This window comes from Falsiroseomonas oryzae (assembly GCF_027856955.1).
Lineage (GTDB): Bacteria > Pseudomonadota > Alphaproteobacteria > Acetobacterales > Acetobacteraceae > Falsiroseomonas > Falsiroseomonas oryzae.
This window is the reverse complement of record NZ_JAPSMD010000218.1, coordinates 1-8,819: the sequence shown is the minus strand read 5'-3', so window position 1 is coordinate 8,819 and position 8,819 is coordinate 1. Positions and strand designations below refer to the sequence as shown.

At 69.8% G+C, this 8,819-nt stretch carries 8 protein-coding genes and 1 pseudogene; 6 read left to right on the top strand and 3 right to left on the bottom strand.

The genetic code is table 11. The features are described from left to right. A pseudogene (locus OZN99_RS18960) lies at positions 1-550 on the bottom strand (ornithine cyclodeaminase family protein); the annotation flags it as partial. Positions 551-748: 198 nt separating this feature from the next. Between OZN99_RS18960 and OZN99_RS18955 the strand changes: the two are divergent. From OZN99_RS18955 to OZN99_RS18930, 6 genes are all read left to right on the top strand, one after another. Continuing rightward, positions 749-1,798 (top strand): amino acid ABC transporter substrate-binding protein, encoded by a 1,050-nt coding sequence (locus tag OZN99_RS18955; protein WP_270936831.1) that lies wholly within the window; start codon positions 749-751, stop codon positions 1,796-1,798. A gap of 123 nt (positions 1,799-1,921) precedes the next feature. Further along, positions 1,922-3,127, top strand: a complete 1,206-nt coding sequence (locus OZN99_RS18950; RefSeq protein WP_270936830.1) for an amino acid ABC transporter permease — start codon at positions 1,922-1,924, stop codon at positions 3,125-3,127. A 4-nt stretch (positions 3,128-3,131) separates the two neighbouring features. Then, the gene (locus OZN99_RS18945; RefSeq protein WP_270936829.1) at positions 3,132-4,274 is read left to right on the top strand and encodes an amino acid ABC transporter permease; all 1,143 of its coding nucleotides are present in this window, start codon (positions 3,132-3,134) and stop codon (positions 4,272-4,274) included. Between the two features lie 96 nt (positions 4,275-4,370). Next, entirely contained in the window at positions 4,371-5,162 is a 792-nt protein-coding gene (locus OZN99_RS18940) for an amino acid ABC transporter ATP-binding protein (RefSeq protein WP_270936828.1), read from the top strand. Between the two features lie 84 nt (positions 5,163-5,246). After that, entirely contained in the window at positions 5,247-7,121 is a 1,875-nt protein-coding gene (locus OZN99_RS18935; RefSeq protein WP_270936827.1) for a potassium transporter Kup, read from the top strand. A 54-nt stretch (positions 7,122-7,175) separates the two neighbouring features. Continuing rightward, on the top strand, positions 7,176-7,556 hold the full coding sequence (locus tag OZN99_RS18930) for a hypothetical protein (protein ID WP_270936826.1): 381 nt from the start codon (positions 7,176-7,178) through the stop codon (positions 7,554-7,556). 3 nt (positions 7,557-7,559) lie between these two features. On the opposite strand, the gene OZN99_RS18925 is transcribed toward OZN99_RS18930, so the two are convergent. Together OZN99_RS18925 and OZN99_RS18920 are read right to left on the bottom strand one after the other, a co-directional pair. After that, on the bottom strand, positions 7,560-7,967 hold the full coding sequence (locus tag OZN99_RS18925) for a hypothetical protein (protein WP_270936825.1): 408 nt from the start codon (positions 7,965-7,967) through the stop codon (positions 7,560-7,562). 184 nt (positions 7,968-8,151) lie between these two features. Continuing rightward, on the bottom strand, positions 8,152-8,819 hold a 668-nt coding region (locus OZN99_RS18920; RefSeq protein ID WP_270936824.1), incomplete at its 5' end, for an SDR family NAD(P)-dependent oxidoreductase.

Genomic DNA, 8,819 nt, shown 5'->3' with positions numbered 1-8,819 from the left:
CGCTGGCCGGCAGCCCATGCGCGGCCAGGCGCGCCGCGAGCCGGCGCGCGCTGTCGCCGCTGCGCGACCAGATCGCCACCTCCTCGATCGGGAAGCGGGCGGGCCAGGCTTCCGCCAGCGCCGCGGCAACGCGGCCGGCGCCCAGCACCAGCAGCCGCCGGCTGTCGGGCCGCGCCAGGAAGCGGCCGGCCAGCGTGCTGGCGGCGGCGGTGCGGCGATCCGTCAGCTCGCCGCCATCGAGCAGGGCGATCGCCTCCCCGGTCGTCGCGTCCGACAGCAGGTAGGAGGCCTGCACGGCCGGGATGCCGCGCGCCCCGTTGCCGGGCAGGACATGCACGATCTTCACGCCGCTGTGCCGACGGCCCGCCTTGCCGACGGGATCCCAGGCCGGCATGAGCAGCAGCATGCCCTCCGGCGCGCCCTGCTGCGGCAGCGCGTGGCGGTGGCGCAGCGGCGCCTCGCAGCCCTCGCGGAAGACGCGTTCGAGCGCGGCTTCCAGCCTGTCCCAGGGCAGGGCGCGGCGCAGCTCCTCGGGCCCGATGATGCGCAAGGCGGCCTCCTATGTTCGGCGGCCGGCCCTGTCGCATCCCGGCGCCGGTGCGGGAAGGGGTGAGTTGACGACCACAGGGATGCGCGCCGAAAGAATGGCACCGTTGATCCCCGCGCGGGGCTGGCGCAGTCTCGTCCACCCAAGGCGGGGCAGCCGAACCGCTCCGTTCGGGGCGGTGCACGAAAGGGAGAGCACTGAATGAAGGCCTTGCGCCTTGCCGTTGCCTGCGCCGTCGGGGGCCTTGCCCTTGCGGCCACGATGACGACGCCGACGCGCGCGCAGCAGCCGGCACCGGCTGCCGGCAACGCGCCGACGATGGACGCGATCCGCGCGCGCGGGACGCTGATCTGCGGCGTGACCACGGGTCTCGCCGGCTTCGCCCAGCCCGACAGCCAGGGCGTCTGGCGCGGCTTCGACGTGGACTACTGCCGCGCGGTGGCGGTCGCGCTGTTCAACGACGCCAACCGCGTGCGCTACGTGCCGACCACCGCGCAGGCGCGCTTCACCGCGCTGCAGTCCGGCGAGGTGGACATGCTGGCGCGCAACACGACCTGGACGCTCTCGCGCGACACCTCGCTCGGCTTCGACTTCACCGGCATCAACTTCTATGACGGCCAGGGCTTCATGGTGAAGGCGTCCACCGGCGTGCGCACGGCGCGCGAGCTGGAAGGCGCCACGATCTGCGTGCAGCCCGGCACCACCACCGAGCAGAACCTGACCGATTGGGCGCGCGCCAACCGCATCCGGTTCACCCCGGTGGTGATCGAGCGGCTGGAGGAGGTGGTGCAGGCCTATGTCGCCGGCCGTTGCGACGCCTACACCACCGACGTCTCGGGCCTGGCGGCGACGCGCTCCGCCCAGCCCAACCCGCGCGAACACACCATCCTGCCCGATGTCATCTCCAAGGAGCCGCTCGGCCCGCTGGTGCGGCACGGCGACCAGCGCTTCGCCGACCTGTTGCGCTGGATCCATTTCGGCCTGCTCGGTGCCGAGGAACTCGGCATCACCTCGGCCAACGTGCAGCAGCGCATGACCGACGCGAACCCGGAAGTGCAGCGCATGCTGGGCCGCAGCGGCGACCTCGGCCGCATGCTCGGCGTGGACAATGCGTGGATGGCCAACATCATCCGCACGGTGGGCAACTACGGCGAGATCTTCGCGCGCAACCTGGAGCCGATCGGCATCCAGCGCGGCCCGAACGCGCTGTGGACGCAGGGCGGCCTGCAGTACTCGCCGCCGTTCCGGTGAGATGTCCGGGGGCCACGGCGCAGGCCGTGGCCCCCTTCTTGCTGGCCTATGTCGGCGGGCCGGGGCGCCGGCCTTCCGCATCGTGACGGGCCCCGGCCCAGGGCCGGAAACGGGGTGAACCGCATGTCCTCATCCGCCGCCGATCCGCGCTTCGCCTCCGCCGGTCCGCCCAAGCGGCCGCTGCGCCTGTCCTGGGGCGACGAGCGGGTGCGCGGCATCTTCTGGCAGGTGCTCGTCGTCGGCATCGTCGGGACCGTCATCTGGTGGCTGTGGTCGAACACCGTCCACAACCTGGAGGTCCGGCGGATCGCCACCGGCTTCGGCTTCCTGAGCCGAGAGGCCGGGCTGCCGATCGGCGAGAGCCTGATCGAATACGATCCTTCCAACACCTATCTGCGGGCGCTGACGGTAGGCGTGCTGAACACGCTGAAGGTGGCGGTGATCGGCATCGTGCTGGCCACCATCCTCGGCACGGTGATCGGGATCGCGCGGCTGTCGAACAACTGGCTGCTGTCCAAGCTGGCCGGCGTCTACATCGAGGTGATCCGCGACCTGCCGCTGCTGTTGCAGCTGCTGTTCTGGTACACCATCCTGCAGGGGCTGCCCGGGCCGCGGCAGGCGCTGAACCCGGTGGATGGCGTGTTTCTGTCCAACCGAGGGATGAAGCTGCCCTTCATCGAGTGGACGGCGGCGCACTGGTGGACGCTGCTGGCGATGGTGGCGGGCATCGCGCTGACCTGGGCCTATGCGCGTGTGATGCGGCAGCGGCAATACGCGGACGGCCAGCCGCGCAAGGTGTGGCCGGCCGGGCTGGCGCTTATCGTCGGCGTTCCGCTGGCTGTCTGGGTGGCCTTCGGCGCGCCCTTCACGCCGGACATCCCGGTGCTGCGCGGCTTCAACTTCCGCGGCGGCATCACGGTGAGCCCGGAATTCTTCGCGCTGCTCATCGGCCTCGTCACCTACACCGCCGGCTTCATCGCGGAGGTGGTGCGCGCCGGCATCCAGTCCGTTCAGCACGGCCAGTGGGAGGCGGCGCAGGCGCTCGGCCTGCGGCGCGGCGAGATCCTCCGCAAGATCGTCATGCCGCAGGCGCTGCGCGTCATCATCCCGCCGCTGACCTCGAACTACCTGAACCTGACGAAGAACAGCTCGCTCGCGGTGGCGATCGGCTACCAGGACATCGTCAGCATCGCGAACACCACGCTGAACCAGACCGGCCAGGCGATCGAGGGCATCGCGATCATCATGCTGGTCTACCTGACGATCAGCCTGTCGATCAGCCTCTTCATGAACTGGTACAACGCGAAGATCGCGCTGGTGGAGCGCTGAGCCGATGAGCGACATCACCCTCGACGCCGCGGCCCGCGCGCCGGAAGCCGCGCCGCGATCCGCCCCGATCACCGCGATCGGGCCGATCGCCTGGGCGCGGCAGAACCTGTTCGGCAGCTGGTGGTCCACCGCGGTCACGCTGGTGCTGGCCTACCTGATCGTGCGCTGGACGATCGGCTTCGTCGAATGGGCCTTCCTCAACGCCATCTGGGAGGTGCCGGTCGTCAACGGCCAGGCGCAGACCCAGGCCTGCCGCGAGATCAAGGGGGTCGGCGCCTGCTGGGCGGTGATCACGGAGAAGCACCGCTTCATCCTGTTCGGCACCTACCCATTCGAGCAGCACTGGCGCCCGGCGCTGGTCTGCCTGCTGTTCGTGGGGCTCTACGTCGTCTCCGCGATGCGGCGGTTCTGGACCTGGCACCTGGTGCCGATCTGGGCGGTGACGCTGACGGTCATCGGCGTGCTGATGTGGGGCGGCGTGTTCGGCCTGCCCTATGTCCCGCAGGAGCGCTGGGGCGGGCTGCCGATCACGCTGATCCTCTCGACTTTCGGCCTGGCGATGGCCTTCCCGCTGGCCATCCTGGTGGCGCTGGGGCGGCGTTCCAAGCTGCCGGCGATCAAGATGCTCTGCGTGCTGTATGTGGAGCTGATCCGCGGCGTGCCGCTCATCAGCCTGCTGTTCATGGCCAGCGTGATGTTCCCGCTGTTCCTGCCGGAGGGCATGAACATCGACAAGCTGCTGCGCGCGCAGATCGCCATCACCCTTTTCGCCGGCGCCTACCTGGCGGAGGTGGTGCGCGCCGGGCTGCAGGCCCTGCCGCGCGGGCAATACGAGGCGGCAGACGCGATCGGCCTGTCCTACTGGCAGAAGACCGGGCTGATCATCCTGCCCCAGGCGCTGCGCCTGGTGATCCCGCCGCTGGTGAACACCTTCATCGGCTTCTTCAAGGACACCTCGCTGGTGCTGATCATCGGCATCTTCGACCTGCTGACCGCGGGCAAGACCGCGATCGTGGAGCCGGCCTGGCAGGGCTTCGGCATCGAGGTCTACGTCACCATCGGCGTGATCTACTTCGTCTTCTGCTTCGCCATGTCGAAATACAGCCAGGACCTGGAGCGCGACCTGAACAGGCATCGCCGCCGATGAGGCGGCAGCCCAAGGCCGGCGCTTGCGCCCGGCCCCGTCATTGCGCATCTAGGGGCCAAAGAAGCGCCGGCCGGCCGGGAAACAGGGAGCTATCCAATGGGTGAGTCCGTCATCACGGCGCAGGTCGCCTCGGCGGTCAAGGCAGACGCGCCGCCGGCCATCGTGCTGGAAGGCGTCAACAAGTGGTTCGGCGCGCTTCACGTGCTGCGCGACATCAACCTGAACGTCGCCGTGGGCGAGCGCGTCGTGGTCTGCGGCCCGTCCGGGTCCGGCAAGTCCACCATGATCCGCTGCATCAACCGGCTGGAGACGCACCAGGAAGGCCGCATCGTCGTGGACGGCATCGAGCTGACCGACGACCTGCGCAGCCTGGACGCGATCCGCCGCGAGGTCGGCATGGTGTTCCAGAGCTTCAACCTCTTCCCCCACCTGACCGTGCTGGACAACTGCACCCTCGCGCCGATCTGGGTCCGTCGGATGCCCAAGAAAGAGGCGGAGGAGGTCGCGCGCGGCTACCTGAACCTGATGCGCATCCCCGAGCAGGCCGAGAAGTATCCCGGCCAGCTTTCCGGCGGCCAGCAGCAGCGCGTGGCGATCGCGCGCGCGCTGTGCATGAAGCCCAAGATCATGCTGTTCGACGAGCCGACCTCCGCCCTCGACCCCGAGATGATCAAGGAGGTGCTGGACACCATGGTCCTGCTGGCCGAGATGGGCATGACCATGATGGTGGTGACGCACGAGATGGGCTTCGCCCGCCAGGTCGCCGACCGGGTGGTGTTCATGGACCGCGGCGAGATCGTCGAGCAGGGCGAGCCGGAGAGCATCTTCACCAACCCGCAGACCGACCGCCTGAAGCTGTTCCTGTCGCAGATCCTGCGCGGGCATTAGGCCGGCGCAACCGGGGGCGGCGGTGCTTGCGCGGCTGCCCCCTGCGGCATTAAGCCTTCGGCGTTCCGCTTCCGGAGCGCGATCTTGAGCCATCCCGCCGCGGCCGACCGAAGGATCTCGACGGCCGCCCTCATCGGTGTCCTGGGTGTCGTCTACGGCGACATCGGCACCAGCCCTCTCTACGCCTTCCGTGCCGCGCTGCAGCACTTCTCCGCCGACGGCGTCGAGCGGTGGGAGGTGCTGGGCCTGCTCAGCCTCATCTTCTGGGCGCTGGTGCTGACCGTCACCGTGAAATACGTCGCCTTCATCCTGCGCGCCGACAACAAGGGCGAGGGCGGGATCCTGGCGCTGATGGCGCTGGCGCAGCGCCATACGGTGACGGAGCGCGGCCGCTGGATCGTCGCGCTGATCGGCATCGCCGGCGCCAGCCTGTTCTTCGGCGACGGCATCATCACCCCCGCGATCTCCGTCCTCTCGGCGGTCGAGGGGCTCAAGGTCATCTCGCCCGCCTTCGAGGAGGCGGTGATCCCCATCGCGCTTGGCATCCTGCTCGCGCTGTTCCTGGTGCAGTATCGCGGCACGGGCAGCATGGGCGCGGTGTTCGGCCCGATCACGGCGCTGTTCTTCGGCACGATCGGGCTGCTCGGCCTGATCGAGCTGGTGCGGGAGCCGGGCGTGCTGGTGGCGCTCTCGCCGCATTACGCCCTCACCTTCTGCGCCCACTACAAGCTGGCCGCCTTCATCGCCTTCGGCTCCGTGGTGCTGGCGGTGACCGGGGCGGAGGCGCTCTATGCCGACATGGGGCATTTCGGGCGCAAGCCGATCCAGCTCGCCTGGCTGTTCTTCGTGCTGCCCGCGCTCGCGCTGAACTACTTCGGCCAGGGCGCGCTCGTGCTGTCCGACCCCGAGGCGATCGAGAACCCCTTCTTCCTGCTGGCGCCGGAGTGGTTCCGCCTGCCGATGGTGGTGCTGGCGACGCTGGCCACCATCATCGCGAGCCAGGCGATGATCTCCGGCGCCTTCTCCATCGCGCGGCAATGCGTGCAGCTGGGCTTCCTGCCGCGCCTGCAGGTGGTCCACACCAGCGAGACGGAGCAGGGCCAGATCTACATGCCCCAGGTCAACATGATGCTGCTGATCGGCGTCGTGATCCTGGTGCTGGAGTTCAAGAACTCCGACAGCCTGGCGGCCGCTTATGGCCTGGCGGTGACCGGCACCTTCCTGGCCACTTCCTGCCTGGCGCTGCTGGTGTTCCGCCGCGCCTTCCGCTGGCCCTGGCCGGCGGTGGTGGCGGTGTTCGTGCCCCTGCTGCTGCTGGATGCGGCCTACTTCATCTCCACCGCGCTGAAGATCCCGGAAGGCGGCTACGTCCCGCTCATCCTGGGTATCATCACCTTCGTGCTGATGCTGACCTGGAAGCAGGGGCGGGAGCTGCTCTTCGCCCGCTTCCGCCAGGACAGCCTGCCGCTGAAATCCTTCATCGCCCGTCTGCCGCAGAGCCGCACGGTGCGCGTGCCCGGCATCGCGGTCTTCATGACGGGCCAGGAGGATTTCGTGCCCGGGGCGCTGCTGCACAACCTGAAGCACAACAAGGTGCTGCACGAGCGCGTGCTGTTCGTCACCGTCGTCAACGAGGACGTGCCGCGCGCCGAGCAGCGGCGCGCGGTCACGGAGCTCGCGCCCAGCATCCACCGCATCATGCTGCGCTACGGCTTCCAGGAGAGCCCGAACATCCCGAAGGAGCTCGAGAGCCTGCGCGAGGTCGGCATCCCCTTCGAGGCGATGCAGGCGAGCTACTTCCTGGGACGGGAGACGGTGGTGGCGGCCGCGGTGCCCAAGATGTCGCGCTGGCGGCAATGGGTCTTCACGCTGCTCAGCCGCAATGCGATCTCGGCGACCGAGTTCTTCCGCATCCCCTCCGATCGGGTGGTGGAACTGGGCGTCCGGGTCGCTATCTGAACCCTCCGGCAGCCCCGGGCGTTCGGGGGCTTCCGGCTGGAAAGGGAGCTTGGCGTGGCGGCCGCAAGCCTGGTGACGGTGACGCTGGCGCGGGCCTGGGAGCCCGGGGATGCTGCGTCGGAGACGGGGCGGATCGACTTCGCCATCGCCCTCGACCCACAGGGCCATCCCGATGTCCAGGCCTGGCTGGACGATCCCGCGCCCTGGCCGGCCGTGCGCGTGCGGCCGGATGGGCCGCCGCAGCAGGGGGACGTGGCGCATGACGAGGAGGGGTGGCAGATCCGGTTCTTCACCGAGGAAGACCGCGACACCCCGCCCCACCGCATCTGCCACATCGATGGCGGGCTCCGGCCCGGCGAAGTACTGACGCTGCGCGCGCCAGACGGCGAGGAGGCCGCCTGGCGCGTCGTCGGGGTATCGCCGCGCACGGCGTAGCGATCACTCCGCCGGCATCATCGCCGGCGCCCGTTGCCGCGCACCTGCGAAGGCCAGCCGCAGGAGACGGCCGAGGAACAGCAGCGCGCCGGCCGTCCAGACCATGCCCGCGACGATGGCGAGACTTGGCTGGCCGTGCACATGTGCGAAGTAGATGCCGGGCGGAAAGGCGAAGGCCGAGCCGGCGGAGAGCGCGAACTGCGTCACGGCCAGGCGCCCCGTGGCGAGTTCCGGCCAGGCGCGGAAGGTCAGGCCCATCAGCGCCAGAGAGGTCCAGCCGACCAGGTTGGTGTGGGCATGCACCGGCGCCAGGCTGAAGTCGTGGGCGATGCCCATGCCCATGCCGAGGGTGACGCCGACCACCAGGCAGGCTGCGGCGGCGGCCATGAAGAGCAGCGGGATGCGTGACATGAGGGTTCCCTCCGTTTCGGTTTGCGGAGAGCCTTGTTGCGCGGCGCTGTTTCGCGACGATGCCGGCGCAGCCGGAATCGGGTTCCGCGCGTGACAGCCGCCCGTCACGCACGAAACATGGTGGCCTTGCATCTTGGGCGAGCCGATTCAGACCTCCGGGGCCCCCTGTAGTCCTCGGATCGCCTCAGCCCAGCATCTGGCCGCCATCGACGATGATGGTCTGCCCGGTCACCCAGCGCGCTGCGGGGCTGGCCAGGAACAGCACGACATCGGCCACCTCCTCCGGCGTGCCGAGCCGGCCGAAGGGGATGGAGTCGCGGATGCGCCCGTAGAGCACCGGGTCGCTCGTGCGCCGCTGTTCCCAGCTGCCGCCCGGGAACTCGATGGAGCCGGGTGCGACGGCGTTCACGCGCACGCCATCGCGCGCGAAGGCGGCCGCCTGGCTCTGCGTGTAGTTCACCAGCAGCGCCTTCACGGCGGCATAGGCCGGCGTGCGCAGCGACGGGCGGAAGCCCGAGATCGAGGTGACGTTGACGATGCAGCCCTTCGCCGCGCGCAGCAGCGGCGCCGCGGCGCGGCTGGCGCGCACCGTCGCCATCACGTCCACGTCGAGGCCCTTCGCCCAATCCTCCTCCGTGTCCTTGGAGCCGAAGCCGCTGGCGTTGTTGACCAGCACGTCGATGCCGCCCAGCGCGGCGGCCGCCTGCTCCACCCAGGACTCCACGGCCTGCCTGTCGGCGAGGTCCGCGGCCAGGGCATGCGCCGCGACGCCGCAGGCGGCGATCTCGGCGCGCGTCGCCTCCAGCGGGGCGGTGCCGCGCGCGCAGATCGACACCGCCGCGCCGCGCCGCG